The 24,894-nt window shown below is 68.6% G+C and carries 18 protein-coding genes and 12 pseudogenes; 12 read left to right on the forward strand and 18 right to left on the reverse strand.

Annotated elements, in window-relative coordinates; translation table 11 throughout:
• Positions 1 to 116 precede the first annotated feature (116 nt).
• The 4 genes and pseudogenes from FPZ47_RS04130 to FPZ47_RS04150 form a co-directional block, all read left to right on the forward strand.
• Positions 117 to 998, forward strand: coding sequence for a hypothetical protein (locus FPZ47_RS04130; protein WP_246133244.1), 882 nt, complete (start codon positions 117 to 119; stop codon positions 996 to 998).
• On the forward strand, positions 995 to 1,639 hold the full coding sequence (locus FPZ47_RS04135; RefSeq protein WP_425461733.1) for a hypothetical protein: 645 nt from the start codon (positions 995 to 997) through the stop codon (positions 1,637 to 1,639). The genes FPZ47_RS04130 and FPZ47_RS04135 overlap by 4 nt, the downstream gene beginning before the upstream one ends.
• Positions 1,640 to 1,908: 269 nt before the next feature.
• Positions 1,909 to 3,120 (forward strand): cytochrome P450, encoded by a 1,212-nt coding sequence (locus FPZ47_RS04145; RefSeq protein WP_144947543.1) that lies wholly within the window; start codon positions 1,909 to 1,911, stop codon positions 3,118 to 3,120.
• A pseudogene (locus FPZ47_RS04150) lies at positions 3,117 to 3,649 on the forward strand (alcohol dehydrogenase catalytic domain-containing protein); the annotation flags it as partial. The gene FPZ47_RS04145 and the pseudogene FPZ47_RS04150, both read left to right, overlap by 4 nt.
• Here FPZ47_RS04150 and FPZ47_RS04155 read toward each other — a convergent pair.
• The 6 genes and pseudogenes from FPZ47_RS04155 to FPZ47_RS30575 all read right to left on the reverse strand — a co-directional run.
• A complete protein-coding gene (locus FPZ47_RS04155; RefSeq protein ID WP_144947541.1) occupies positions 3,635 to 4,369 on the reverse strand; it encodes an SDR family NAD(P)-dependent oxidoreductase in 735 nt (244 codons plus the stop codon). The pseudogene FPZ47_RS04150 and the gene FPZ47_RS04155 sit on opposite strands and share 15 nt — an antisense overlap.
• On the reverse strand, positions 4,366 to 4,737 hold the full coding sequence (locus FPZ47_RS04160; RefSeq protein WP_144947539.1) for a VOC family protein: 372 nt from the start codon (positions 4,735 to 4,737) through the stop codon (positions 4,366 to 4,368). The genes FPZ47_RS04155 and FPZ47_RS04160 overlap by 4 nt, the downstream gene beginning before the upstream one ends.
• 28 nt (positions 4,738 to 4,765) lie before the next feature.
• A complete protein-coding gene (locus FPZ47_RS04165) occupies positions 4,766 to 5,014 on the reverse strand; it encodes a dsRBD fold-containing protein (RefSeq protein WP_144947536.1) in 249 nt (82 codons plus the stop codon).
• Positions 5,015 to 5,061: 47 nt separating this feature from the next.
• Positions 5,062 to 5,630: pseudogene (locus FPZ47_RS04170) on the reverse strand (Rossmann-fold NAD(P)-binding domain-containing protein).
• Positions 5,590 to 6,810 carry a cytochrome P450 gene (locus tag FPZ47_RS04175; protein ID WP_144947682.1) on the reverse strand — a complete coding sequence of 407 codons (1,221 nt, stop codon included), beginning with the start codon at positions 6,808 to 6,810 and terminating at the stop codon, positions 5,590 to 5,592. Before FPZ47_RS04175 ends, FPZ47_RS04170 begins: the two are co-directional and overlap by 41 nt.
• Before the next feature lie 191 nt (positions 6,811 to 7,001).
• Positions 7,002 to 7,291: pseudogene (locus tag FPZ47_RS30575) on the reverse strand (LLM class flavin-dependent oxidoreductase); the annotation flags it as partial.
• A gap of 86 nt (positions 7,292 to 7,377) precedes the next feature.
• Between FPZ47_RS30575 and FPZ47_RS04185 the strand changes: the two are divergent.
• Positions 7,378 to 8,874 carry an acyl-CoA carboxylase subunit beta gene (locus FPZ47_RS04185; RefSeq protein ID WP_144947530.1) on the forward strand — a complete coding sequence of 499 codons (1,497 nt, stop codon included), beginning with the start codon at positions 7,378 to 7,380 and terminating at the stop codon, positions 8,872 to 8,874.
• An 82-nt stretch (positions 8,875 to 8,956) separates the two neighbouring features.
• Here FPZ47_RS04185 and FPZ47_RS28865 read toward each other — a convergent pair whose 3' ends face one another.
• The 3 genes and pseudogenes from FPZ47_RS28865 to FPZ47_RS04200 form a co-directional block, all read right to left on the reverse strand.
• Positions 8,957 to 10,003: a TIGR03857 family LLM class F420-dependent oxidoreductase gene (locus FPZ47_RS28865; RefSeq protein ID WP_210419831.1), complete on the reverse strand. Its 1,047-nt coding sequence runs from the start codon at positions 10,001 to 10,003 to the stop codon at positions 8,957 to 8,959.
• Positions 10,002 to 10,373, reverse strand: a pseudogene (locus FPZ47_RS28870) (nuclear transport factor 2 family protein); the annotation flags it as partial. The gene FPZ47_RS28865 and the pseudogene FPZ47_RS28870, both read right to left, overlap by 2 nt.
• Positions 10,373 to 11,494: an alpha/beta fold hydrolase gene (locus FPZ47_RS04200; protein WP_144947524.1), complete on the reverse strand. Its 1,122-nt coding sequence runs from the start codon at positions 11,492 to 11,494 to the stop codon at positions 10,373 to 10,375. The gene FPZ47_RS04200 and the pseudogene FPZ47_RS28870, both read right to left, overlap by 1 nt.
• A 239-nt stretch (positions 11,495 to 11,733) precedes the next feature.
• Here FPZ47_RS04200 and FPZ47_RS04205 point away from each other — a divergent pair.
• The 5 genes and pseudogenes from FPZ47_RS04205 to FPZ47_RS04225 all read left to right on the forward strand — a co-directional run.
• Positions 11,734 to 11,901 (forward strand): annotated as a pseudogene (locus FPZ47_RS04205) (PaaI family thioesterase); the annotation flags it as partial.
• 8 nt (positions 11,902 to 11,909) lie between these two features.
• Positions 11,910 to 13,562 (forward strand): acyl-CoA synthetase, encoded by a 1,653-nt coding sequence (locus FPZ47_RS04210; protein WP_144947521.1) that lies wholly within the window; start codon positions 11,910 to 11,912, stop codon positions 13,560 to 13,562.
• A gap of 105 nt (positions 13,563 to 13,667) precedes the next feature.
• Positions 13,668 to 14,084, forward strand: a pseudogene (locus FPZ47_RS04215) (cytochrome P450); the annotation flags it as partial.
• 22 nt (positions 14,085 to 14,106) lie between these two features.
• A complete protein-coding gene (locus tag FPZ47_RS04220; RefSeq protein ID WP_144947680.1) occupies positions 14,107 to 15,321 on the forward strand; it encodes a CaiB/BaiF CoA transferase family protein in 1,215 nt (404 codons plus the stop codon).
• Positions 15,318 to 16,091: pseudogene (locus tag FPZ47_RS04225) on the forward strand (thiolase family protein); the annotation flags it as partial. The gene FPZ47_RS04220 and the pseudogene FPZ47_RS04225, both read left to right, overlap by 4 nt.
• On the opposite strand, the pseudogene FPZ47_RS04230 reads toward FPZ47_RS04225, so the two are convergent.
• The 3 genes and pseudogenes from FPZ47_RS04230 to FPZ47_RS04240 all read right to left on the reverse strand — a co-directional run.
• Positions 16,092 to 16,876, reverse strand: a pseudogene (locus FPZ47_RS04230) (acyl-CoA dehydrogenase family protein).
• Between the two features lie 21 nt (positions 16,877 to 16,897).
• Positions 16,898 to 17,944 carry an acyl-CoA dehydrogenase family protein gene (locus FPZ47_RS04235; protein WP_144947518.1) on the reverse strand — a complete coding sequence of 349 codons (1,047 nt, stop codon included), beginning with the start codon at positions 17,942 to 17,944 and terminating at the stop codon, positions 16,898 to 16,900.
• 2 nt (positions 17,945 to 17,946) lie between these two features.
• Positions 17,947 to 18,690: pseudogene (locus FPZ47_RS04240) on the reverse strand (amidohydrolase family protein); the annotation flags it as partial.
• 161 nt (positions 18,691 to 18,851) lie between these two features.
• Between FPZ47_RS04240 and FPZ47_RS04245 the strand changes: the two are divergent.
• Positions 18,852 to 19,643, forward strand: a complete 792-nt coding sequence (locus FPZ47_RS04245; RefSeq protein WP_144947512.1) for a TetR/AcrR family transcriptional regulator — start codon at positions 18,852 to 18,854, stop codon at positions 19,641 to 19,643.
• Positions 19,644 to 19,668: 25 nt separating this feature from the next.
• Here the strand turns inward: FPZ47_RS04245 and FPZ47_RS30580 are convergent.
• Positions 19,669 to 19,797: pseudogene (locus FPZ47_RS30580) on the reverse strand (enoyl-CoA hydratase/isomerase family protein); the annotation flags it as partial.
• Positions 19,798 to 19,874: 77 nt separating this feature from the next.
• Here FPZ47_RS30580 and FPZ47_RS04250 point away from each other — a divergent pair.
• Positions 19,875 to 20,161, forward strand: a pseudogene (locus FPZ47_RS04250) (long-chain fatty acid--CoA ligase); the annotation flags it as partial.
• Here FPZ47_RS04250 and FPZ47_RS29235 read toward each other — a convergent pair.
• The 5 genes and pseudogenes from FPZ47_RS29235 to FPZ47_RS04275 form a co-directional block, all read right to left on the reverse strand.
• Positions 20,137 to 20,418 (reverse strand): annotated as a pseudogene (locus tag FPZ47_RS29235) (Rv1352/Rv1906c domain-containing protein). The pseudogenes FPZ47_RS04250 and FPZ47_RS29235 sit on opposite strands and share 25 nt — an antisense overlap.
• A gap of 40 nt (positions 20,419 to 20,458) precedes the next feature.
• Positions 20,459 to 21,151: a GntR family transcriptional regulator gene (locus FPZ47_RS04260; protein ID WP_144947510.1), complete on the reverse strand. Its 693-nt coding sequence runs from the start codon at positions 21,149 to 21,151 to the stop codon at positions 20,459 to 20,461.
• Between the two features lie 3 nt (positions 21,152 to 21,154).
• Complete coding sequence (locus FPZ47_RS04265) at positions 21,155 to 22,348, reverse strand: acyl-CoA dehydrogenase family protein (RefSeq protein ID WP_144947507.1); 1,194 nt, start codon at positions 22,346 to 22,348, stop codon at positions 21,155 to 21,157.
• A gap of 22 nt (positions 22,349 to 22,370) precedes the next feature.
• Positions 22,371 to 23,573: a CoA transferase gene (locus FPZ47_RS04270; protein ID WP_144947505.1), complete on the reverse strand. Its 1,203-nt coding sequence runs from the start codon at positions 23,571 to 23,573 to the stop codon at positions 22,371 to 22,373.
• The gene (locus FPZ47_RS04275) at positions 23,570 to 24,787 is read right to left on the reverse strand and encodes an acetyl-CoA C-acetyltransferase (protein WP_144947501.1); all 1,218 of its coding nucleotides are present in this window, start codon (positions 24,785 to 24,787) and stop codon (positions 23,570 to 23,572) included. The genes FPZ47_RS04270 and FPZ47_RS04275 overlap by 4 nt, the downstream gene beginning before the upstream one ends.
• Positions 24,788 to 24,894: the final 107 nt, after the last annotated feature.

The following is a 24,894-nucleotide window of genomic DNA, read 5'->3' on the forward strand; positions in this document are numbered from 1 at the left end:
TCATCCGCCTACTCGGTCCTCGTCGGAGTTCGCTGGCGACTCGATGTTAGCAATGGGCAATACAGTAAGAGATACCGGAGTTCAGTCGATAATGATGGTGACGAGCGGCAGGCGCGATGACTGAGGCGGACGAACCGTTCGAGGCCTCTGCCGCGTCGGAGGCCATGGCGCAGGCCACGTCGAGGGCCGAGGCGATGGCCCTGGCCGAAGAGGCCGAAGCCGAAGCAGCCGAAGCCGAGGCGATGGCCGCCGCGGCGCGCGCCCGCGCCCGCGCCGCCCGGTTGCGCCGCGAGGCGATGACTCTGGCCGAGGCTGCCGAGGACTACGGTGACGCGGCCGCCGCGGCCGCCGACGCGGATTACGACGACGAGGACTACGAGACGGCCGACGAGGACTACGACGAGGAGTACGACGAGGAGTACGAGGAGGAGTACGAGGAGGCCGTCGCCGAGGGTCAAGGTGAGGCGGCACCGCCACCGGCAACCCGGCTGGACGGATGGCGGCGTCGGTTGCCGTCGTCGACCGCGACTGCCAAAGTGGCCGCGGTCCTTCTCATCATCGGCTTCGCCGCGTTCAGCACCTACGCGGTGCTTCATCATCGCGACACCGTCCGCTACCAGCAGCGTCAGGCCGCGTTCATCGCCGGAGCCAAACAGGGCGTGACCAACATGATCTCCCTCGACTACACGAAGGCTCAGGCTGACGTCCAACGTGTAATCGACAGCTCCACAGGAGAATTCAAGGACGATTTCAAGAACCGGGCCAAAGATTTCATCGCGGTGGTCGAACAGTCCAAGGCCGTGACCGATGGAACCATCAACGGGGCCGCCGTCGAGTCCATGAAAGGGGGTTCGGCGGTGGTGCTGGTGTCGGCGACCTCGCGGGTCACCAATTCCCCACCGGGAAAGGACCAACCACCACGAATGTGGCGGCTCAGGGTGACCATTGCCGACGTCGGCGGGCAGTACAAGATGTCGAAAGTTGAGTACGTACCGTGACCGACCATCTGCACGAACTCTCCGCTGATGCCGAGAGCGATTCGCCTGGAACAGACTTCGACGATCCGGACGGCGACCCGTTCGGCGACGACGCGGCAGGGGTTGACTCCACCGCCCCGGCCAGACGACCGCGACTGGCCCGGACGCGCGCGGTGCTCGACTCGAAAGCCCTTTCCGTGGTCCTGGTTGTGCTGCTGGTGGTCTCGGGCGGCGTGGCGACATGGCTGTACTTCAAGCAGTTCCGGCCCGATCAGCAGACCGATCCCGACGTCGCCCGCGCCGTCGCCGGTACGGCGTCCGACGGGACCGTCGCGTTGCTGTCCTATTCATCGGACACCCTCGACCAGGACTTCGCCACCGCCAGGTCGTACCTGGGCGGGGACTTCCTTTCGTATTACAACGATTTCACCAAGCAGATCGTGACTCCCGCGGCCAAACAGAAGTCGCTGAAAACCACGGCCCACGTGACCGGCGCCGCGGTGTCGGAGCTGCAGCCGTATTCGGCCGTCGTCCTGGTCTTCGTCGATCAAACCACCAAGATCAAGGACAACCCGCAACCGTCGCTGGCGCTCAGCAGCGCGATAGTGCACATGAGCCGGATCAACGGTAAGTGGCTGATCACCAAGTTCACCCCAGTCTAAGAGTTCGCCGTCACATCGCGAACACGCGTCGCAGCGTGCAAGGCCCGGTACTCTCGGGAGACGACCCAGTCCGAAAGTTGCTGCGACAAACTCTAATTCAGAGTGCACGAAGGCATGTAGCGGCCGGTTGACATAGCCGATGGCCTCGTCTCGGCACGAAACCGGCACTACCAATACGGAGCGCGTCCGGGCGGCGACGCCGACCCGAGGAGTTTGTTGCTATCTATACTATGATAGCGATATTCCACTCGAGTCAGGGAGAAGCGCCGATGACGTTGCGTACCGACCCCGACGACCAGCCCGCCCTCGATACCACCGGCGAAACCAGTCCCTATCCGTTCTTCGACTACATGAGGCGCACGGATCCGGTCTGGCACGGCTCGCTGAACGACCACTCCCAGCTGCCGGAGGAGCTTCGGCCCGACGACGAGTGGGTGTTGTTCGGGTACGACGGCGTATTCCAGGCCTTCCGCGACGACCGGGTCTTCACCTCGGCCGGTTACGACAAGACGATCGGACTGGTGATGGGCCACACCATCCTCGCGATGGGCGGCAAAGAGCACCATGACCACCGCAACCTGGTGGCCAAGGCCTTCCGCGCCACCGCGCTGCAACGCTGGGAGCCGTCGGTCATCGGACCGGTCTGCGACCGACTGGTCGACGAGATCAAGGCGGACGGCCGGGCCGACCTGGTACAGGCGCTCACCTTCGAGTTCCCGACCCGGATCATCGCGACGCTGCTCGGTCTCCCCCCCGAAGACTTCGACCTCTTTCGGCGCCTGTCGCTGGATCTCATCTCGATCCCGACCGACATCGTCGCCGGCCTGACCGCGGCGGCGGAGTTGCAGGGATACTTCCTCGAACAGGTCGAGCAGCGGCGGCGCACACCCACCGCCGACATCATCGGCGACCTGGTCGCCGCCGAGATCGACGGCGCGAAGCTGACCGACGAGGCGATCATCGCGTTCCTGCGGCTGCTGCTGCCCGCGGGGCTGGAGACGACGTATCGGTCCTCCGGCAACCTGCTGTCCCTGTTGCTGACCCACCCCGACCAGCTGGCCGCCGTCTGCCGGGACCGGTCGTTGATCCCCGCCGCCATCGAGGAGGGCCTGCGGTTCGAAACTCCCCTCACCATGGTCACGCGGACCACCACCGACGACGTCGAAATCGGCGGCAAGACGATCCCCGCAGGCGCGCAGGTCGGCCTGTGCATGGGTTCGGCCAACCGCGACGAGGGCCGCTGGACCAACGCGGACACGTTCGACATCCGCCGGCCCCGCCAATCGCACATCGCGTTCGCCGGCGGCATCCACATGTGCCTCGGCATGCATCTGGCCCGGCTGGAGACGAGGGTCATGTTGAACAGCCTGTTCGACCGCGTGACGGACCTGGCGCTCGCGGCCGATGACGACACCGGGATCGTCGGCCTCACGTTCCGGTCGCCCAACAAGCTTCCGGTGAGGTTCGCCCCGGCCGCATGAGAAGCCGCGCGGCAATCCTGCACGACGTCGGGGGACCCTGGTCCGTCGAGGAATTCGAACCGGACCCGCGGCGCACCGGCGAAGTGCTGGTCGAGATGGCCGCCGCCGGCCTGTGCCACTCCGACGACCAGATCCTCAAGGGAGACATGTCGGCACCCAACGAGGTGCTGCGGTCGCTGGGGCTGCCGACCACGTTCCCGACGAGCGGCGGGCACGAGGGTTCGAGAGTCGTGCGTGAGATCGGCTACGGTGTCGGCGATTTCGCCGTCGGCGACCATGTGGTGATGTCATTCGTCCCCGTATGCGGGCGGTGCCGCTGGTGTGCGAGCGGGATGGAGTACATCTGCGACGCGGGCATCGGCACCCTGACCCCGGGCATGCCGACCGACGGTACGTTCCGGCACCACACCGTCGGTGCAGCGCACCTGGGCACCTGTCCAAGATCGGCGCCTTCGCCGAACACACGGTGGTGGCGACGAATTCGCTCGTCAAGATCAAGCCGCATCTCCCGGGATCAGCTAGGGCTTTGGCGGATCACCTTCTGCAGTTGACCGTATGCGTCGATCGGGCTGTGCAGCGCCAGGCCGCCGTCGGCGTGCACGATTTGGCCGGTCACCCAGGGCAGTTCGAGGACGCCGATGATGGCGCCCGCCACATCGGTTGCCTCCCCCACGCCGCCCAGTGCCGTGCGCTCGGACAGCGCGTCCACCCAGCCGGGAAGCTGTTCGGGTTTCGCCAGCATCGGTGTCCGGGTGACACCGGGCCCCACCGCGTTGACCCGGATGCCGTAGCAACCCCACTCCGTGGCGGCGACCTTCACCAGCATGTCGACCCCGGCCTTGGACACGCAGTAGGCACCCATGTCCCGGTCGGCGAGGGTGCCGCTGATGCTCGAGACGGCGACGATCGAGCCCCCCGCCCCGGCGTCGACCATGGCCCGCGCCGCGGCGCGAATGGTCAGCCACGTGCCGGTGAGATTCACCGACAGCACCCGCTGCCATTCCTCGGGCGACTGCTCCAGCAACATCCCCGAGGCGCCGATTCCCGCGCAGGTCACCACCCGGGCGGGCGCGCCGCGCTCGCGTACGGTGCGCTCCATCGCCGCCGACACCGCGTCGGGATCGCTGACGTCACAGACGATGTCGGCATCGGAAAGATCCCACACCACGACGTCGTGGCCCGCACCGCGCAGCAGTCCGGCGACCTCGCGCCCGATGCCCGACGCGCCGCCGGTGACCACGGCCGTCATTGCGCAGCACCGATCAACTCGACCAGCACGCCGTCGGGCGCGGTGACAACGGCCATCGCGACGGTCTTTCCGGCCGGCGCCGCCACGTCGATCCGGCGAACACCGTCGGTGAAACCCAATTCGGCCAGCACGGAAAGCGTCTCGTCGACGTCACGCTGCAGGGAGAGCAAGAAGAATCCGTGCCCCGGTGTCCGCGGGTCGCCCAGGAAGATCGACCGCAACCGGTCGCTGTTTGTTGCGAACAATGCCGGCCAATCGCCGGTGAACTCGTGATCGAGCAACGTGCTCAGGCCGAGGCCGTCGCGCCAGAATCGCAGCGAACGTTCGACGTCGGCGGTGCAGATCGCCGGGTGGTGAACTCCTGACACGAGTCCGCAGTCTAGTACTCCGGGCTGGTCAGTTCATGATCCGGCTGAGCGCGGTGACCTGATCCGCCAGATCCGACAGCGCACGCGCGGTGGCGAGTTCCTGGCCGGCTTCGCGGGCCAAGCAGTCCGACGGGTGGCGATAGGCGACCCCGTGCCCGTAGATATACGAACTCCCCCAGCGCAATTGAGCCTTCGCAAGGGTGCGGCCGCCGCGCTCGTCGATCGCCAAGGTGACCATGGGCCCGGTAGCGGCAGTCGGGCGGCTGTCGTAGGGCATGGCGGTGCCTCTTTCGAATCATGCTGCGGGACCGGCTGACTCCAACCCTAGGCACTGCCGTGGCGCATCCTAGGGTCATTGGTCCCCATCGGTGTCGCCAATGGACACTTCCAGCCGACGGCGGCCGCCCAGTCGACACCGGGCGTGCTCGACGCCAGCCGGAACAACTGGTCGGCTCCCCGGTCCGGGGTCGAGATGCGCCGCCTGACCGGGGAACGCCCCGCGGCGCCGTGACGCCGGTGCAACTCCGGGGTGAACAGGACGTTCGCGAGCTTCGCGAACGCGTGGGCGGTGCCGGCCCGGCGCCGGCGGGTGGTGTGGAAATCGGCCACGGTGACGTGGCGCAGCAGTCGCTGTGACGAGCGGGAGGTGTTGACGACCGTGGCGCGCGAATCGACGAGCACGTCGATCAGCCGGGCGAGTGTGGCGGCCGGGGCGCGCACCTGGGACAGATCGGCGAAGTCGGCCACCAAGTGATCCGCGCCCAATTCCGCCGCTACCGCAGCGGTCTTGGCTCCGAGCGTCCCACCAGGACGACGTCGTCGCCACCGCGGTGCAGGCGCCGGGCCGGCGGGTCACGCCAGGGTGTAGCGGACCGGCAGGTGCTTGAGCCCACCGACGAAGGTGGTGGCAACGAGTTCCGGATCTCCGTTCAGCTCAATGGATTCGATGCGGGGCAGCAGTTCGGAGAAGAAGCTGCTGACTTCCATGCGCGCCAGCGCCGCGCCCATGCAGAAGTGCACGCCGTAGCCGAACGCCAGGTGCTTGTTGGGATCGCGTCCGACGTCGAAGCGGAACGGGTCGTCGAAGACGTCTTCGTCGCGGTTGCCCGATACATACGACAACAGCACCGCGTCGCCCGCGGCGATCGGCACCCCACGCACGACGGTGTCCCGGGCGGCGGTGCGCATGAATTCCTTGACGGGGGTGACCCAGCGGATCATCTCCTCGGTGGCCAGGGGCAGCAGGCCGGGGTCGTCGCGCAGCCGCCGGAGCTGCTCGGGGTTCTCGATGAGCGCCTGCAGCCCGCCGGAAATGGTGGCGCTGGTGGTGTCGTGCCCGGCGGTGGCGACGATCAGGTAATACGACACGGTGTCGATGTCCGACAGGGGTTCGCCGTCGACGCGGGCGTTGGCGATCGCCGACGCGAGGTCGTCGGTCGGGTGCTCGCGGCGGGCTGCGGTGACCGCGTTGAAGTAACCGAACATGTCCAGCAGCGCCGGTAGTTGATCCTCGTTGGTGGTTCCCCGTTTGAATTCGGAGTCGTCGCTGCCGAACAGTTCCTGGGTGAGCTTGAGCATGCGCGGGAAGTCGTCCTCGGGAATCCCCAGCAGCGACATGATCACGTACAGCGGGTAGTTCACCGCGACTTCCTGGACGAAGTCGCACTCGGGGCCGGTGGCCACCATCTTGTCGACATAGCCCTTGGCCAGTTCGTCGACGCGAACCTTGAGCGCCCGCATGGCCTTCGGGCGGAACCAGTCCGAGCCGATCGCGCGCACCACCCGGTGCTGTGGGTCGTCGAGGTGGATCAGCGTGCGGACGCCGGCGGCCGCCTGCATTTCGTCGCCCTCCGCGGTGGTCAGCACGGGGCGTGGCCAGTTGGTGAACAGCGCGTTGTCGCGCTCGATGTCCATGATGTCGGCGTGTTTGGTGACGGCCCAGAACGGCCGATAGCCGGGCACCTCCACCCACGACACCGGTGCGCTGGCCCGCAGGTGGGTCAGCGCCGCGTGCAGCCTCGGCTCGTCGGTGTAGGCCAACGGGTCGGCCAAGAGGCCGCCGGCCTCGTCCAGGGTCGTGCTCATTCGCGAAACTCTTTCAGTATGGCGACAACACAGGACGCGGAAGCTGTCGGAAAGATCGGCAGGACACGGTCGACGGCACCGTCGCGGCGGCGCCGCAGCGCGGCTGCGACCGTGTCGGCCGGGCCGACCACGGCGAACGACGCGAGCATCTCGTCGTCGCACAGCGCTCCCATGGCGTCGTGCGGCCGGATCTTGGTGCCCAGGCCGAGCAGAAAGCGGCCCTTCGCATACGCCTGCAGGTCACGGTGTTGGCGACGGTCACCGGGTTGCGCGCGAAGGCGACTGCGATGTTGGTGCCCAGTTCGAGGCGCGGGGTGTGCTCGGCGGCCAGCAGCAGCGGCAGAAACGGGTCGTGACCGGTTTCGGCGGTCCAGCCGCCGCCATAGCCCTGGCGCGCGAGGTCAGCGCCGGCCCGGTCGAGACGATTGGGAATGCCCCCGGCAATCCTCAAGCGGGGGCTGCTGGCCATGCCGGTGACTTTACCGTAAGCAATCCAGTAAGTGACCCTGCTCATCTGGCTGCGCGACGAATCTCCCGTGAGGTAGGACTGACTGCATGACAACACCCCAGGGTTGGGAGGAGACGCTCGGCGATCTCGACCGTCGCCGCCGGCACGCGCGGGGCATGGGCGGGCCGGAGCGGCTCGACAAGCACCGCGGCAAGGGCAAGCTCGACGCGCGGGCGCGGATCGAGCGGCTGCTGGACCCGGGGACATTCCGCGAGTTCGGCACTCTGGCCGGGGGCGAGATCGCCGCCGACGGGATCGTCGTCGGCTCCGGATCGATCAACGGCTCGCCGGTGATGCTGGGCGCCGAGGACTTCACCACCATGGCGGGCACCATCGGGCCGGGGGGCAACTCCAAGCGCTATCGCATCGCCGAACTGGCGCTGCGCGACAAGATCCCGCTGGTGATGCTGCTCGAGGGCGCCGGCTTTCGTCCCACCGGGGGCCACTACGGGCGCACCCCGACCGACCTGCTCGCCCAGGCGCAGTGCTCGGGCCGCGTCCCGACCGTCGCCGCGGTGCTCGGTCCCTCGGCCGGCCACGGCGCCCTGGTCGCCCCGGTGTGCGACTTCCGGATCATGAGCCGCCAGGGCGCGATCTTCACCGCCGGGCCTCCCGTCGTCAAAGAGTCGACCGGCGAGGATATTTCGAAGGAAGACCTCGGCGGGCCGGACGTCGCCCTGCCCAGCGGCGTGATCCACAACGTCGCCGAGGACGACGAAGATGTGCTCGACGACATCCGCCGCTACCTGTCGTATTTCCCCCCGAGCGCATGGTCCTATCCGGCCGCGCTGCCCGACTCGGACACGGCCCGGCCACGGCCGACCCCGGAACTGCTCGACATCGTCTCGCGCGACAACCGCCGCGTCTACGACATGCGGGCGGTCCTCGACGTGGTGTTCGATCGGCCGGACTGGTTCGAGGTCCAGCCGCAGTACGGCAAGGCGGTCATCTGCGCGCTGGCCCATCTCGGCGGCCACCCGGTCGCGATCGTGGCCAACCAGCCGCGGGTGCTGGCCGGTTCCATCGACGCCGACGCCGCGGACAAGGCGGCGCACTTCATCATGGTCGCCGACTCGTTCCACCTGCCGATCGCCTTCCTCGCCGACAACCCCGGCATGCTGCCCGGCAGCCGGTCCGAGCGCAGCGGGGTGCTGCGCGCCGGCGGGCGCATGTTCGCCGCCCAGACCGCGGCCACCACGGTGAAGCTGCACCTGACGCTGCGCAAGGCGTACGGCTTCGGGTCCATGGTCATGTCGCTGCTGGGCTTCGACCACCAGTCCGCGACCTTCGCCTATCCCGGCGCGACCATGGGGGCGATGGGCGCGGCGGCGCTGAGCAGGGCCTCGCACGCCGGTGAGGACCTCACGGCGAAGCTGCGCGACGCCGAGTTGCAGGCGTCCTACCGGTCGGCCGAGCGCCTGGGGTTCGACGAGCTCATCGATCCCCGCGAGACCCGCGACGCCCTGCTCGCCGCCCTGCAGCGCGGCATCCGCAGCCGGCAGGCCGCCGCCGAACCGGTGTCCCGCACCGCCATCCTGCCCTGAGGCTTCCGGCGGCCCTCAGCCGCGAGAGTGCGCCTGCCGACGGCCTCTCTCGACAAATGCTTCGCCAGTTGCACTTTCGCGGTCAGGAACGGTATTCCGCGACCACGGGTTCGAGCTCGTCAGGCGTGGCGCCATGCATGATCACCGCGTCGGCGCCGTAGTCGAATTCCCTGCGGATGCGGTCCACGCACTGCCGGGCCGAACCGGTCGCCGACGGTTCCAGCCACTCGTCGGGGATCAGTGTCGCGATGTGCTCGATCTGCTCGGCGGAGGCCTTGTGGTCGATCCCGCCGGCGATCGAGGTGACCACCGGGTCTTCGCGGAAGCGTTGCAGCACGGCGGGATCCCAGTCGTTGGTCCGCACCAGCAGGTCACCGTAGCCCTGCAGGTAGGTGGCCAGCCGGGCGATCGTCTTCTTCAGCCGCAACTGTTCGGGGAGGTGGTCGCCGACCGTGGCGAAGCACGACCAGACCCGCACGGCGTCGGGGTCGCGGCCCGACTTCTCCGCGGCGGTCTTGACGGTCTTGACGCAGCGCTGCAACGTCTCCGGGGTGAAATAGGTGTGCAGGATGACGTCGTCGAAAGCGCGGCCACCCAGCGCGAGCGTGTTGGGCCCGAAAGCCACCAGCGCCAGGCGGATGTCCTCGTCGAAGTCCGGGTCGAGAAACAGGACGGGGTATTTGCCCAGCGGGCCGTCGTGGTTGAGGATCAACTCGCCGTGCCACAGCCGCCGCATGACCTGGGCGAAATCCTCCATCTGCGCGGTCGTGACCGCCGGGACGCCGAACGCCCCGTAGATGGCGGCGATGCCGCGGCCGATGCCCAGGGTGAACCGGCCCCCGGACAGCCGGTGCATCGTGGTCGCCCACGACGCGGTGATCAGCGGGTGGCGAGTGTTGTGATTGGTTGCCGCGGTGGCGATCTGCATGCAACTGGTCACCGCGCACGCGGCGCCGACGAGCGACGACGCCTCCTTGACGTTCCAGCGTTCGGAGATGAATGCCGTCCCGAAGCCCAACTCCTCGCCGCGGCGCGCCTCGTCCATCAGACCCGCCGGCCCCTCCCCGCCGGCGCCGGCCAGCAGGTAGTAGCCCAACTCGTCGAGTGTGCGATCGGTGCTCAATTCCAACCCCTTGCTGGTAGCGGTAGTTCCAGACCTCGGTGATCCGGCCGTCGACGACGCGGAACACCTCGATGCCGGCGATGTTGGTGTCGGTGCCGTCCTTGGTCGTTATCGTCGAGTCGTAGACGATCGCGACGTGCTCACCATCGTCGCCGGCGATCACGATGTTGAGGTCGAAGCGCAACTTGCCCAACGCGTTCCACGTGTCCTTGACCCTGTTGACCGCCTGTTCGCGGGTCAAGGTGTGCAGCTCACCGACCTCATGCCGGATGACGTTGTCGGCGAACAACTCCCCGGCCGTCTCGATGTCGCATTCGTTCCAGACCACGAGGTTGTAGCGTTCGACCACGTCCCGGGCGGTCCACGTGACCGCCATCAGCGGGACGCCGCTTCGCCGGCCACGTCGCGCAGGAAACGCGCGGTGACCTCCTGCATCCGCCGGGAGAACACCTGGCCGACGTGGCTGCCGTCATACCAGTGCAACTGCCCGCCCCAGCGTTCCTGTAAGGCGATGGCGGGCTCGCGCATCGCCATCCGGTCGTGCCACGCCCCCACGATGAGCCGGCGGTGCGGCGGCGGCGCCGGCTCGGTCCTGAGCGGGTCGATGACGGAGGTCAGCTGTGCAACCTCGCTGGATGCCAACAGTTCCCGGAATCCGTCGCGGGATGCCCCCCAGCGCCCCAAGTGGCGGGCGATCATCGCGTTCAGACCCAGTATCGGGGTGTACAGCGCGACCGCGTCGACCTCCCGCTCCAGGTGGGAGACCAGTGCCGCCACCGGGCTGCCCATCGATATCCCCGCCACCACAACGGCGGTGGCCTGCGGCCGCACCCAGCGCACGACGGCGCGCACCTCCGACACGGCCCGCATCATGCCCGCGACATTGCTCAGGGGATCCATGTCCGGGTACGACGGCCACTCGCGGCGCCGGCACCCGTGGCCCGGCTGCACCGGCAGCGCGACGTTGAACCCCAGCGAGCGATGGATCCGGCCGGCGCGGGTCAGCAACAGGTCTTCCGTGCCGCCCTGACCGGCGCCGTGCACCCAGACGAGCCACGGCCTCGGGCCGTCGCGATGCCGGCACAGGTGGACCACCGCCCCGGCCGGGCCGCCCAGACCGTCGGCCTCCAGCGCGGCTGGCAGCGCCGGATCGTGGTCGAACGTCAGCCGCTCGTAGGCCAGGCCCGCGACCCGGCGCCGTCGTGTTGAGGCCGGCCGCATGGGTGCCGGGTCGGCATGGGCACCGTCGATGCCGAGCGCGGCCAACTGCCGGGCGGCTTCGGTGCAGGCGGTGAGCGGCCGCATGGCCGCGGGAGCTCCGCCCAGCACCGAAAAGGCGCTCAGCACAACCTCATCCAGCATGACCTCGCCGAACTGGCGCACGCCGCGCGGCGACAACGGATTCCAGCCGGTGGACTCGCGCAGTCCCGCCACCGTCCGCGGCAGCACCATCGCCAGCTCACGCGCGGCGTCCGGACCCCTGCTCACCCACGACATGATGCTCACCCTAAACCAGCTGTGCCGGCTTGAAGCCGATGTATCCGGCGGCCGCGATCTCGTCGCAGCGAGCAACGACCGTGGGAGGCCTCGGCGTGAAAGTTCCCGTCACCTGAAGCCGATGGACTGCTTCGGCGAGGCCCTGGTCACCTACCGCGACCAGGCTGGCGGGCTGCCCGGGCCGGGCCACCCCTGCTGCCCCCATGGACCGTCAGGCACTCCGAGCCCGACGGTGTCACGACGTCCGCAACGTCACCCCGATCGACCAGCCGTCGACCGCTCACGGGCGCATCACCGAGATCGACGGCAGGAAGATCTTCGTCTCCGCTAAGATGACGGCCGCCGGTGGCACGCTGCTCACCGAAGCCGGCGGGCTGATGGTCCGACTGCTCCCCCACCAGCCGTGAGAGGCACGATGTCAGACAGCGCAACAGAATTCACGGTGCCCGCCGTCGTAGCGGCCGTCGCGGCCGCGATTCCCGATCGCGACCTGTTGATTCAGGGCGACCGACGGTACAGCTACGCGCAGGTGATCGAGCGGTCGAACCGGCTCGCCGCCTACCTGCACTCGCGGGGGCTGGGCTGCCACACCGAGCGTTCCGCGCTGGCCGGGCACGAGGCCGGCCAGGACCTGCTGGGCATCTACGCCTACAACGGGAACGAGTACGTCGAGGCGTTGCTCGCCACGTTCGCCGCCCGGGTTGCCCCGTTCAACGTCAACTTCCGGTACGTCAAGAACGAGCTGCATTATCTGCTCGCGGATGCGGGGGCGAGCGCGCTGGTCTACCACGCGGCGTTCGCTCCGCGGGTCGCCGAGATACTGCCCGACCTTCCGCGGCTGCGCGTGCTGATCCAGATCGCCGACGATTCCGGCAACGACCTGCTCTACGGCGCGGTGGACTACGAGGCCGCGCTGGCCTCCGTTTCGCCGGAGCCGCCACCGGTGCGGCACTCGCCCGACGACCTGTACGTCCTGTACACCGGCGGCACCACCGGTATGCCCAAGGGTGTGCTGTGGCGCCAGCACGACATCTTCATGACATCCTTCGGCGGGCGTAACCTCATCACGGGCGAGCCCGCACGGTCCGTCGAGGAGATCGTCGCGCGGACCACCGCGGGGCCGGGCACCACGTTGATGATCCTGCCGCCACTGATGCACGGCGCCGCCCAGTGGAGCGTGATGACGGCGATCAGCACCGGCCAGTCGGTCGTATTCCCCTCGGTGGTCGACCATTTGGACGCCGAGGACGTCGTTGGAACCATCGAGCGGGAGAAGGTGGCGGTCGTGACGGTGGTAGGCGACGCGATGGCGCGCCCGCTGGTGGCCGCCATCGAGAAGGGCGGTGCCGACGTGTCGTCGCTGGGCGTGGTCGCCAACGGCGGCGCCCTGCTGACCCCGTTCGTCAAGGAGCGGCTGATCGAAGCCCTGCCCCACGCGGTCGTCGTCGACGGGGTCGGATCCTCGGAGACCGGGGCGCAGATGCACCACATGTCGATGCCGGGAGCGGTGTCGACGGGCATCTTCAACGCCGGACCGGACACCTTTGTGACGGCCGAGGATCTGTCCACCATCCTGCCGCCCGGCCACGAGGGCATCGGATGGCTGGCGCAGCGCGGCTACGTTCCGCTCGGCTACAAGGGCGATGCGGCCAAGACCGCCAAGACCTTCCCGGTGATCGACGGGGTCCGCTACGCGGTTCCCGGCGACCGCGCCCGCCACCGCGCCGACGGCAGCATCGAGCTGCTGGGCCGCGACTCCGTGACCATCAACTCCGGCGGCGAGAAGATCTTCGCCGAGGAGGTCGAGACCGCGATCGCGTCGCATCCGGCGGTGGCCGACGTGGTGGTCGCGGGCCGGCCCAGCGAACGCTGGGGTCAGGAGGTGGTCGCCGTCGTGGCGCTGGCCGAAGGCGCACGCGCCGACGCCGACGAGCTGGTGGCGCACGCCGCGACGTCGTTGGCCCGCTACAAGCTCCCCAAGGCGGTCGTCTTCCGTGCCGCCATCGAGCGCAGCCCCTCGGGCAAGGCGGACTACCGGTGGGCGCGTGACCAGGCGGTGAATGGCTGACCATGGCGTCGCGCCGGCATCGCCGTCGGCGGCGTCGTCAACAGCACGAAACCGTCGGCGGCACTCGAGGACTACTTCGTCGAACAGATCGACGGTGAAAAGCCCGCGCTACAGGCCGACCGGGAGCTGATCCCTCGGGCGATCGAGGAGGGCCTGCGCTTCGAAAAGCCGCTGACCACGGTGCAGCGGTTCACCACCGAGGACACGGAACTGGACGGGGTCGAGATTTCGGCGCGCTCGGTCATCGGCGTGTGCATGGGTTCCGCCAATCGCGACGAGCGGCGCTGGGAGCGTTCCGAAGAGTTCGACATCGTCGGCGACCACGTGCCGCACATCTCCTTCGCCGCCGGGGAGCACACGTGCCTGGGCCTGCACCTGGCGAGGCTGGAAACCCGAGTCGCAGTCGAGTGCCTGCGCAGCCGGCTGACCCACCTCCGATTGCGCACCGACGACGACCCGAACATCCACGGCCGGCCCTTCCGCTCTCCCACCGCACTTCCCGTGACGTTCCGGGCCAAGTAGGGTCCCGAAAATGGTGCAGGTTATGGCGGGCTTCCGGGTCCTGGAACTGGCGCAGTTCACTTTCGTCCCGGCCGCGGGGGCAATCCTCGCCGACTGGGGCGCGGACGTCATCAAGGTCGAGCACCCGGTGCGCGGCGACACCCAGCGCGGCTTCGTCAACATGGGTGGCGTCCAGCTCGACCCGGAGCGGCATCCGCTGATGGAGCACCCCAACCGGGGCAAACGCAGCGTCGGGATCGACGTCTCCACGTCGGGCGGTCAGGAGGTGCTCTACGAACTGGCCAGGTCTTCCGACGTGTTCCTGACGAACTACAGGCCCGCACAACGGCAGAAGAACAAGTTCGACATCGAGCACATCCGCGCGGTGAACCCGGACATCGTCTATGCCCGCGGCACCGCGTACGGCGACAAAGGCGCCGAGCGCGACGCCGGCGGCTACGACGGCACCGCCTTCTGGACCCGCAGCGGCATCGGGTACGCGCTGACTCCCGCGGAGCTGGGTGCCCCACTGCCGCAGGGGATTCCCGCCTTCGGCGACTCCATCGGCGGCATGTTCATCGCCGGTGGCATCTCGGCCGCGCTGCTGCATCGCGAGCGGACGGGCGAAGCCCTCGAGCTCGACGTGTCGTTGCTGAGCACGGCGTGGTGGGCGGCGGGTGCCAGCGTCACGCAGGGCATGGAGACCGGCGAAGTGATGCGCGTCGCGATGCCCGGATCCACCGGCATGTCGGTGAACCCCTTTTTGGGCAACTACCAGACCTCGGACGGCGGCACGATCAACCTGTGCATCGTGAGCCCGACCGGCTACATCCGCGACACGTTCGAGCACCTGGGCATTCCCGAGGCGGCCGACGACCCGCGCTTCGCCGACGTGCTGCCGTTGATCCAGAACGCCGACGCGGCAGCCGAACTCATCACCAAAGCCATCGCCGCCAAGCCCTTCGACCACTGGCGCCGGCACCTGAAGACGATGAAGGGCCAGTGGGCCCCGTTCCAGAGCCTCATCGACCTGGCCGACGACGAGCAGGCCGTCGCCAACGACATGATCGTCGAACTCCAGACCCCCGGCGGGGGAAAGCCTTTCCGGGTGGTACGCGGACCCGTGCAGTTCAACCACGAACCGCTGGAGACGACCAGGGCGCCGCAGGCGTCCGAACACACCGAACTGGTGCTGACGGAGCTCGGCATGGATTGGGACCGCATCGCCGAACTCAAGGAATCGGGAGCCATCGCGTGACGGACGTGGCCGTCATCGGTGTCGGCCTGCACCGGTTCGGTCGCTTCGAGGGCAAGTCCGCGATGCAGATGGGCGCCGACGGGATCAGGCTGGGCGACTACGACATCGGGATCGTCATCGGGCTGGACAAGCATCCGCGCGGCGCCTTCACCGAGGACCCGGCGTTGGTGGGCATGCCGCGCTGGTACGCCGAGAACGGGCAGTACCTGACGACCCAATTCTTCGGCATGAAGGCCAACCGCTACCTGCACGACCACGGCATCTCGCATCAGACGCCGGCCAGGGTGGCGGCCAAGAACTTCCGCAACGGAGCGTTGAACCCGAATGCGTTGCGCCGCAAGCCAATTTCCGAAAAGGACATCCTCGCCTCGCCGATGCTGAATTATCCGCTCACCCAGTACATGTTCTGCGCGCCCAACGAGGGCGCCTACGAGGTCAACACGACTTTCGCGCCGATCGACGAGGACCTCGCACCGACCGTGTACGCAGCGCGGGCCGCGTTCGAGAAGGCCGGCGTGGCCCCCACCGCCCTCGACGTCATCCAGTTGCAGGACACCGACGCGGGCGCGGAAATCATCCACATGGCCGAGTGCGGCTTCTGCGCACCTGGCGAGCAGGAAAAGCTGCTGGCCGACGGCGTCACGGAGATCGCCGGTTCGATGCCGGTCAACACCGACGGCGGGCTGATCGCCAACGGCGAGCCGATCGGGGCGTCGGGCCTGCGCCAGGTCCACGAAGTCGTGCGCCAACTCCGCGCCGAGGCGGGCGACCTAATGGGTTCGCTGGGCCTCCGGTGCGTACGCCGGCTTGCCCAGGCCGAGCACGTACTGCGCGATCATGTTGCGGAAGTATGCTCGGCGCGCTCAGGGCCGCTTCCATCCGGGCGGCACTGCGGCCCAACCGATATGCCACCGACGCGTCGTCGAGGAGCCTGCGTCCGCCGGGACCCCGCTGTGTCACCCTGCCCGCGGCCTTGTCCAGGGCCGTGGCCATGAAACCGGCCTGATGCATCATGATCGACACGTCCTGCAGACCGTCGGGGGCGGCCGCCAACGCGCCGTGCTCGACGTTGAGCGGCTCGCGCAACACCGTCCAGCCGGCGTTCACGTCGCCCAGGCGGTACTTGTCGGCGACGCGCACGTCGCTGTAGTAGACGATGTTGGTGCGGTCGCCGTCGACGGTGCGGATGCCCTGGATCTCGATGCCCGGGGAGTTCAGCGGAACCAGGAACATCGTCAGGCTCTTGTGCTTGGCGGCGTCGGGGTCGGTGTTGGTGATGAGGAAGACGTACTGGCAGTTGTGCGCTCCGGTGGTGAACATCTTGGAGCCGTTGATGATCCAGCTCGATCCGTCCGCTTGCCGCACCGCGCGGGTCTTGCAGGTGGCGATGTCGGATCCACCCTCGGTCCAGGTAGCCGGCGGCACCCAGCGCCAGGTGCACCCCTTCGTCGAAGTTGTCGCCGGTCTCGCGGTCGCGGCGCCTGACCTCGTCGGTCACCTGCGTGCGCAGGAAATCGCGGGCCTGCTGTAGGAAGTCCCGGTCGTCGGGCGACAGGCTGACTCGTGAGAATCCACCTCAGGCGCCCTTTCCGCTTTCCCGGGCGGCAACCAGCTCGCCGACGTACTTGGCGCTGGCACCCGGGTCCCCGCCGGCCAGCGCCCACCCGCGGGCACGCACCAGATACGCCGTCGCGGCCGCCTCGGCCGAAACACCAAGCCCGCCCTGCACATGCACCGCCATGGTCGCGGCCTTGGCCGCCTCCTCGGCCATGAACACGAAGGCCGAGGGGGCCAGCTCCGGGCGCTCGTCTGGCTCGTTGTCGAGGAACCAGGCCGCCCGGCGTGCCAGGTTGCGTCCACCCTGCACCGTGATCGCGATGTTGGCCAGCGGGTGCGAGATGCCCTGCAGCGTCGAGATCGGTACACCCAGCGTGTAGCGGGTCTTGGCGAACTCCGCCGCGATCGCCAGGGCCTGCTCGACCAGACCGACGAGCGCCGAGGCGGTCAGCAAACGCCACTCATCCAGAGCCCGTTGGTATTCCGCCAGTGCGTCGGGCCCACCGGCCAGCACGGTGCGGTTGTCGGCGGCCGCCGGATCGACCCACGCCATCGGCAGCCGGCCGATGTTGTCCACCTTCGCCGGGCGGGTGTCGAAGGCCAGGCGCACCACGTCGGCCCCGTCGCGCACGATGACCTGGTCGGCGATCGATCCGGCGGGAACGAGCCGGGTCCCGGTGACGCTGTCGTGCTGCGGGTCGAGCGCGGCGAGCCTGGTGCCCCGGACGACGTCGGGTTCCGCGGCGCCGAGTCGGGCCAGCAGACGGGTCGCGCAGACGTGGTCGACCCACGGCACCGGTGCCAGCGAACGGCCGATCTCCTCGGCCACCAGCGTCAGGTCGACCAGCGTCGCCCCGTCCCCGCCCGCGGATTCCGGCAGCGCCATCGTCGTTGCCCCCATGGCGCACAGACGCTCCCACAGGTTCTTGTCGAAGCCGGTCTCCTCGGCGGCGCGCACCGTTTCGATCGGACAGTGCGTCGTGAAGAAGTCACGGTAGGCGGCTTGCAACGCCTCGTGATCCGACGTCAGGCTGTAGTCGAGCCTGCGCAGTTCGTAACGGTCCATGCTCAGCGTTCCTCCTGGCCACCGTAGAAGAATTCTTGCGCGTTGTGGTAACGATAGTTTTCGAGGACGTCGGCCGGCAGGTCGAGCCCGGCGGCCTCCGGGACGACGCGGCGCATTCTCAGCACCGGCCAGTCGGAGGCGAAGATCACCTTGTCGGGTCCCCGCGTCCGCATGTAGTGCAAGAGGCTGTCGGGCAACCGCTTCGGCGACCACGCCGACGTTATCAGGCGCAGGTACGCGTATTTGATCAAGAGCCTGATCGCGATGTCCCACCAGGGGTCCGCACCGTGGATCATGCACAGCTTCAGTTCCGGGAAGCGCACGCAGACCCGGTCGAGGTGGATCGGGTTCTGCACCTCCCCGGGGATCGGGGGCCCGGGGATACCGGTGTTCACGCACAGCGGCAGCCTGAGCTCGGCGCACTTGGTGTACAGCGGATAGTAGACCGCATCGCTGGGCGGGTACTGGCCGTCACCCCAAAAGCTTGGTCCCACGGCAGCATACGCGACGGGCAGGTCGTTGACGACGGCACTCAGTTCGCGCAGCGACGGCATCGGCCGCAGCAGGTCCACACCACCCATCGCCAGCGCGAAACGCTCCGGCTTCTCCTGCACGAATTTGCGCGCGGTCACCGACGGCTTGGCGAGGTTGTCCATCAGGATGGCCTTGCGCACGCCGAGGGAGTCCATCTCGTCGAGCAGCTCCGGCAACCGGACCGGGGCGAACGTCGACTCGGGACCCCTGAAAGCCTTTTACCAAAACGCCTACGATAGGTATTACAGTAGCAGCAGAAAACCGTAGGAGAGGCTGTCGCCGCGGTGCGCAGACGCCCACCGGTAAGGTTAATGGTCGGAACCGAACGGCGGGACGCCAATGCACAAGCGAGATCTGATGGAGGTACCCCGTAGTGGCAAAGCAAGCCACCGCCGATAAGCGTCGACGACGCGAGCGCGGGTCCATCAACCCCGACGACATCATCACTGGCGCATTCGAACTCGCGGAACAGGTTTCGATAGACAACCTGAGCATGCCACTGCTCGGTAAGCACCTCGGCGTGGGCGTCACGAGCATCTACTGGTACTTCCGCAAGAAGGACGATCTGCTCAACGCGATGACCGACCGCGCCCTGAGCAAGTACGTGTTCGCCACCCCCTACGTCGAAGCCAGCGACTGGCGCGAGACATTGCGCAACCATGCCCGCCTGATGCGTAAGACGTTCATGGGCAACCCGATACTGTGCGACCTGATCCTGATCCGGGCGGCGCTGAGCCCGAAGGCTGCGCGCCTGGGCGCCCAGGAGGTCGAGCGTGCGATCGCCAACCTCGTGGAGGCCGGGCTGTCGCCCCAGGATGCGTTCGACACCTACTCCGCGGTGTCGGTCCACGTCCGCGGATCGGTGGTGCTGCACCGGCTCTACGAGAAGAACCAGTCCGCCGACAACGGTGCCCGGGCGATCGAGGATGCGGTGGCCATAGACCCGGCCAGCACACCCCTGATCGCGCAGGTGAGCGGCCAGGGCCACCGCATCGGGGCCCCCGACGAAGCCAACTTCGAATACGGCCTCGACTGCATCCTCGATCATGCCGGCCGGCTGATCGAGGAGGGCGCCGGATCCGCCAAGTCGTCACCGTCCCGGCAACGCCGAGCCACCACGTCACCGGCCCAGCGGGGGCGAACCAAGGCATCCCCGCCGCGTTAGCGACACCGGATCCTGGAATGCGTTGTCACGCTTCCGGTTCGGGAACATGGAAGTGCTCGTTGCACAACCGGATTGCCTCCTTGGTGTAGCTCGCGACCTCCTCGCCGTGGTAGGCCTGCGTCTGCTCGACGGGTTTGGGCGTCCGGTCGGCGACGCATGGCTGAGACGGTGACTCCCGCCGACCCGCTGGTCGTGATGTCCACCTTGGCCACCAGCGGACCACCCAAAGGGTTCACCCCCGACGGCTGCTACCCCACCGGCGAACTCGGCCACCTCGACGCGAACGGATTCCTGTTCTACCGTCGAACGGTCGTTGCGGACGATCGCGGGTGTCGACGCCGCGTTCGTCACCAACGTGCCCGGCGCGGGCACTGTTGAGCGCCTTCAAGGTGCCGACGGTGTGGCTGTTGCTGGAATCCGACGACGCCCTGCCGCGCGGCGGCACCGGCAAGGTCGACGTGGGCCGGCTACGGAAGATGTTGGCCGACGCGTATCACGGAACCCGTTTCCAGGGTTGACAGTTCTGCGACTCGAAGGCTCTGACCGTCGAGTGATGTTCGAGCACGTCGAGTCCTGCGTCGGCACATTGTTGGTCCACACTCCGAAGGCCGACGCCGACCCGCCGGTGTGGTACCGGCCCGGTGCGATGTCGGGCCCTACGAGAGAAGACGCCGTGGCCGGGAATCTCGTCGCCCGGTTCGGCTACCGCCGGCGCGGCGAGCGCGATGCTTTCCAGGCATTTCCCTCTCCGTGTCCCGACCCACCCCACTGGCAGCGTGGGCCCGCGCGGGCGGAGGTGCCAACGGCCGGTCGGTTCACTGCGACGCGGCCGGACCCCTGTCGACGACAACCCCGCGCGCGACCAGGTGGTCGATCAACGGAACCGCGCCGACGGCAAGGTGTTCCGACATCGCGGCCCGGGCCGAATCGCAGTCGTGCGACTCGAGCGCGGACAGGATCCGCCGATGGTCCTTCATCGACTGTTCCGGCCAGCCCCCGATCGTCGGGAACACCGACTCGGGCGCGTAGCGGGTGACCAGCGACATCAGCTGGGCGAGCTTCGGCGAGTCCGCGGCCACGTTGATGGCCCGGTGGAACTCGTGGTTGAGGCGAACGGCTCCCTCGTGGTCGTCGCGGGCGTAGGCGTCCTCCAGCTGGGCCTGGATGTGCCTGAGCTCGCGCAGCTGGTCCGCGGTGATGTCGGTCGCGGCCCTGGCGGCCAGTTCCCCGCCGACGTGCGCCTGCACGTTCGCGACGTCGGTGACGTCCCGCCCGGTGACCGGCAAGACGACGAACCCGCGGCGGGGCTGCTGGGCGATCAGGCCTTCGGCGCGCAGGGCGAACAGCGCTTCCCGTACCGGGGTGACACTGATCCCCAGTTCCGCGGCCAACTGATCCAGACGGATGTAGCAGCCCGCGCGATAGGTGCCGTCGAAGATTCTGCCGCGGACCAGGCGCGCGACATCATCGCAAAGTTGCGGCCGCGCGGCGAAATCGGGGACGGTCACGTCTCAGACCCGATAGTCGGCGAGCAGTCGCTTGCTGATGATCGACTTCTGGATCTCGCTGGTCCCCTCGCCGATGAGCAGGAAGGGCGCGTCGCGCATCAGCCGCTCGATCTCGTACTCCTTGGAGTAGCCGTAGCCGCCGTGGATCCGGAAGCTCTGCTGGGTGACCTCGGTGCAGTATTCGCTGGCAAGGTATTTGGCCATCCCTGCGGCGACGTCGTTGCGCTCGCCCGAGTCTTTCAGCCGCGCGGCGTTGACCATCATCAGGTGCGCGGCCTCGACTTTGGTCGCCATCTCGGCCAGCTGGAACGCGATGGCCTGGTGCTCGGCGATGGGCTTGCCGAAGGTGTGCCGCTGCTGGGCATAGCGCACGGCGAGCTCGAAGGCGCGGATCCCGACACCACAGGCGCGCGCAGCCACGTTGACCCGGCCGACCTCGATGCCGTCCATCATCTGGAAGAACCCCTGACCCGGCGTCCCGCCCAGGACGTCGTCGGCGCCGGCCCGGTACCCGTCGAAGATCAGCTCGGTCGTGTCGATGCCCTTGTAGCCCAGCTTGTCGATCTTGCCGGGAATCACCAGTCCCGGCACGGTTTCGCCGAACCCGGTGGGCTTTTCGACGAGAAACGCGGTCAGGTTGCGGTGCGGCTTGTCCGCCCCCTCGTCGGTGCGCACCAGCACGGCGATCAGGGTGGAGCTGGCCCCGTTGGTCAGCCACATCTTCTGGCCGTTGATGGTGTAGTTGCCGTCCGGGTTGCGTTGCGCGCGAGTGCGTATCGCGGCGACGTCGGAACCCAGCTCCGGCTCCGACATCGAGAACGAACCGCGCGACTCGCCCGTCGCCATCCGCGGCAGGTGGCGGCGCTGCTGCGCATCGGTGCCGTGCTGGCGCAGCATGTACGCCACGATGAAGTGGGTGTTGAGCACCCCGGACACGCTCATCCAGCCGCGCGCGAGTTCCTCGACGCACAACGCGTAGGTCAGCAGCGACTCCCCCAGCCCGCCGTACTCCTGCGGGATCATCAGGCCGAACAGGCCCATCTCGCGCATCTGGTCGACGATGTCCTGGGGATAGGTGTCGCCGCGTTCGAGTTCGGCGGCGTGGGGAATGACTTCCTTCTCGACGAATTGCCGCACCGTGGCGATGATCTCGGTCTGGAATTCGGTCAGGCCGAGGGTCTGGGCGAGTCTGGTCATGCGCTTCTCTCTTTCGGCGGGCTCAGCGGTCGATCGTTTTCGTGTCGGCGAGGCGTTCGATGTCGGCGGGCGTCAACCCCAGGCACTGCTCGAGGACCTCGGCGGTGTCCCCGCCGAGGTCCGGTGCCGGTGCGCTGGCGGGATGGGCGCCGTCGAACGCGGCCGGCAGGCCGGGCGCGTAGTACTCCCCGACGCCCGGTTGCCGCAGCCGGGTGAACAGGGGGTTGGCGGTCACCTGCGGGCCGGCCGCGGCCTGCGCGAAGGAGCGGTAGCGCTCGAAGAGCACGGTGGTGCCCGCCAGCGCCGCGGCGATCTCGTCCGCGGTGTGGTCGGCGAACCAGGTGGCGAACAGGCCGGACAGCACCTCGCGGTAGCGGTAGCGGTCACCCTCGGCGCCGAAGTCGGCTCGCAGCGCCCCGGCGAGCGCCGAGACCGCGTCCCCGGTGCCCGTCACGGCGACCAGGTCGCGAAAGTGCCGTCCCGTCAAAGCCACAACCATGAAGGTGACGCCGTCGCGGCTGGTGAAGTCCTGACCGTACTGGCCGTAGATGGCGTTGCCGAGCCGCTCGCGCTGCGTCCCGGTCACCTGCGGCTCGGTGAGCAGCCCCAGGTTGCCCGCGATGGCCAGCGCGACGTCCTCCAGTGCCAGGCTGATCCGCGCGCCCGCGCCGCACCGGTCGCGGCGACGGACCGCGGTGACGACGGCCAGCGCGGCGTACAGGCCGCAGCACACGTCCCAGGCCGGCAGCACGTGGTTGATGGGGCCGGCCTGGGTGGCCGGACCCGTGACGAGCGGGAACCCGACACCCGCGTTGACGGTGTAGTCCACCCCCGTGGAGCCGTCGCCACGGCCGAGCAGCTGAACGTGGATGACGTCAGGGCGCCTGGCGGCCAGCGGACCGTGACCGAGCCACGTCAGGCCGGCCGCATTCGTCACGACGATGCCGTCCCCCTCGACGATCAGGCGCTGCACCAGCTCCTGCCCCGCCGGGGAGCGCAGGTCGATGGTGACCGACCGCTTGCCCTTGTTCAGTCCGGTCCAGTAGATCGACGTGCCGCCGGGCGCCAGCGGCCAGCGGCCGACGTCCGACGCACCCCCGATGGGGTCGACCCGGATCACCTGGGCCCCAAGCTGACCCAGCGTCATGCCGCACAGCGGCGCGGCCACGAAGCTGGACACCTCCAGCACCGTGAGCCCGGCCAGGGGCAACTCCGCACCGGTCACGCCCGGGTGACCCGCTCGAAGACCGCGGCCAGTCCCTGGCCGCCGCCGATGCACATGGTCTCCAGCCCGTAGCGGCCCTGACGGCGACCGAGTTCACGCGCCAGGGTGGCCAGCATCCGGCCGCCCGTCGCACCGACGGGATGGCCGAGCGATATCCCCGAGCCGTGCACGTTGGTGCGGTCCTGGTCGGCGGCGCCGAAGCGCCATTCTCGCATGACCGCAAGCGCCTGGGCGGCGAAGGCTTCATTGAGCTCGATGAGATCGATGTCGCCGAGCTTCAGGCCGGCCTTGGCGAGCGCGACCTCGGTCGCGGGCACCGGACCGATGCCCATGACGTCGGGCGCCACCCCGGCCGACCCCCAGGAGACCAGGCGCACCAACGGTGTCAGGCCGTATTCGTCCGCCTTTTCCCGGGTGGTCACCACGCACATCGACGCCGCGTCGTTCTGGCCGCTGGCGTTTCCCGCCGTGACGGTGGCATCCGGATCTTCTTCCAGCAGAATGGGTTTCAGCTTGCCCAGCGACTCCACAGAGGTGTCGGCGCGGGGATGTTCATCGGTGTCGACCAGTTCCTCCCCGTGCCGGGTCCGCACCGCCACCGCAACGATCTCCTCGGCGAAGGTGCCGTCGCGCTGCGCGGCGACCGCCCGCTGGTGCGAGCGCACCGCGAGCTCGTCCTGCTCCTGGCGGGAGATGCCGTACTGGCGCCGCAGGTTCTCCGCCGTCTCGAGCATCCCGCCCGGGACCGGGTAGTGGCGGCCGCCGGCGGTGGTGCGGCCCCGCGCCAGACCGTCGTGCACCCGGATGCCGCCCCGGGCGCCGCCCCAGCGCATGTCGGTGGAGTAGAAGGCGACGTTGCTCATGGACTCGCAGCCGCCGGCGATGACGAGGTCGTGGTCGCCGCCGCCCACCTGCAGGCACGCCTGGATCACCGCCTGCAGACCGGACCCGCAGCGCCGGTCCACCTGCATGCCGGGCACCGTCACCGGCAGCCCGGAATCCAGCGCCACCACGCGCCCGATCGCCGGGGCCTCGCTGGTGGGATAGCAGTGCCCGAGGACCACGTCGGCCACCGCGTCGGGGGCGAGCCCGGTCCGCTCCAGCAGCCCCCTGAGCGCGGCGACACCGAGGTCGACGGCGCTGCAGGACTTGAACATTCCGCCGTAGCGGCCGATCGGCGTCCGCACGGGCTCGCAGATCACGGTCTCACGCATGGCGACTCCTTCGCCGAGCAGACGCCAAAAAGCCCCCCCCCCCCCCCGGGGGGGGGGTTTTTTGGGGTGGGGCCCCAACCGCGCGGGGGCGGCGGGGGGGGGGGGGG

The organism is Mycobacterium helveticum (genome assembly GCF_007714205.1).
GTDB classification, from domain to species: domain Bacteria; phylum Actinomycetota; class Actinomycetes; order Mycobacteriales; family Mycobacteriaceae; genus Mycobacterium; species Mycobacterium helveticum.